1 protein-coding gene is annotated in these 1,336 nt (G+C 65.1%); it reads left to right on the top strand.

The genetic code is table 11. The features are described 5' to 3' along the window. The first annotated feature begins 249 nt into the window (after positions 1–249). Positions 250–1,305: a methyltransferase gene (locus tag AC4FAH_RS13465; protein WP_153635339.1), complete on the top strand. Its 1,056-nt coding sequence runs from the start codon at positions 250–252 to the stop codon at positions 1,303–1,305. Positions 1,306–1,336: the final 31 nt, after the last annotated feature.

Here is a 1,336-nt window from a genome sequence, read left to right as displayed (position 1 = left end):
CGTGAGCTGACCGGGCTGCGCGTCTTCCACGACTATCTGCGCTCACGCGACCCGCTGAGCGAGGCTGACATGCAGAAATTGCTGGCGCTCGAGTGTCAGCACTGGCGCACGACCCCCTTCGTCTATCTGGGCCGCTATCTGCACTATGAGCTGGTGCGCCCGGCCTGAGGCGGTACCCGCACAACCGCATTGTTTCGATATCCGGCGCCCTCGCCGTTGTCCGTATCTTCTTACCCTGTTGGAGTCTTCATGTCTGCTCAAACCCCCGCCTGTCAGCTACTAGAGCGTCAGGACAGTGATTTTCGTGATTGGCTGTGGGTCGCTGCGCCGCGTGATGACTGGTGGCTGTCATCGGACCGCCAGCGGCGTGTCTGGGGGCATGACACCGGTATCGTGAATGCCGCGCGGGAAGCAGGGCACCGGGTCAGCCATGCGGTGTTCTTCGCCGATGCGCGAGCTGATGACACCATCGCGCAAGCCGCGGGCGCCATCGTGTTCTGGCCCAAGGCGCACGCGCTGGGCGAGTGGTGGCTGGTGGCGCTATGCCAGGTGTTGCCGGCCGGTACGCCGATCAAGGTGGTGGGCGAGGTCAACGGTGGCATCAAGCGCGCTGAGCGCATCCTCAAGGCGCTGGGGATGACGGCGCGCAAGGACGATACCGCGCGCCGTTGCCAGCTGTGGTCATCCGCCACGCGTGAGTTGACGGCCGAACAGGCCGCCAGCAGTGAATCGCCACTGGCAGTGGCTGGACAATGGACAGAAGGCTGGGGCGAATTCGAGGCGCTGGAGATGCGACTGACCAGCCATCCGGGACTGTATGGCAATGCCAAGCTGGACCCGGGTACCGCGCTGCTGCTGGAGAACCTGCCGACCCGTGGCTACAAGCGTGCGCTGGATATCGGGGCGGGTGATGGCATCATCAGCTGCTGGCTGGCGCGTCACGGTGCGCGCGTGATGGCAGGCGACGTCAGTGCCTTCGCGGTGGAGGCGACCCGTCGCAGTCTGGCGCTCAACGGGCTTGAGGCGGACGTACGCCTGAGTGATGTCTTCGCGGCGTTCGAGGGGGAGCGGTTCGAGGCCATCGTGGCCAATCCGCCGTTCCATCATGAGCGCGATATCGATTACGGACCGGCGGCGCGCCTGATCAGCCAGGCACCGGATCACCTGATGCCCGGCGGCACCCTGACGCTGGTCGCCAATGCCTTCCTGCCGTATCCCGGTCTGCTGCAGGCGGCCTTCGGCGAGTTTGAAGTGCTCGCGGAAACGCGCCAGTTCAAGGTCTATCGTGCACGCAAGGCGCGCTGATTCCCTGCGACCTGAGCCTCTGCGGCCTGAT

It is taken from the genome of Cobetia sp., assembly GCF_983723665.1.
This window is presented reverse-complemented; position numbering and strand designations above follow the sequence as displayed.

What these genes read in the sequence shown, in the direction of transcription:
- AC4FAH_RS13465 (WP_153635339.1), top strand. Translation starts at nt 250, where the DNA reads ATGTCTGCTCAAACCCCCGCCTGTCAGCTACTAGAGCGTCAGGACAGT.